1 protein-coding gene is annotated in these 244 nt (G+C 46.3%); it reads left to right on the plus strand.

Annotated elements, in window-relative coordinates; genetic code table 11:
- Positions 1 to 32 precede the first annotated feature (32 nt).
- Positions 33 to 244 (plus strand): hypothetical protein (locus tag SB749_RS20535; protein ID WP_410711939.1); only part of this gene is annotated, 212 nt, incomplete at its 3' end.

The raw sequence follows: 244 nt of genomic DNA on the forward strand, positions 1-244 counted from the left end.
GTTTTAGGCGCCGCTTCCCTGACACGCCAATTATGCTATGGCATTCAGCGCTCACCGATAACGAGCGCCTGCAAACATGGCGGTTTTGTGAAAAAGGCAGTTGTGCCATCGTTATAGGTACTCGTTCGCGTATTTTTCTGCCCTTTTTAAAACTCGGGATGATTGTGGGTGATGAAGAACATGATGCTTCATTTAAACAACAAGATACCTTACGCTATCATGCACGCGATTTAGCAGCGTATCG

The organism is Brevibacterium sp. SIMBA_078, assembly GCF_046534565.1.
Classification (GTDB): Bacteria; Actinomycetota; Actinomycetes; order Actinomycetales; family Brevibacteriaceae; genus Brevibacterium.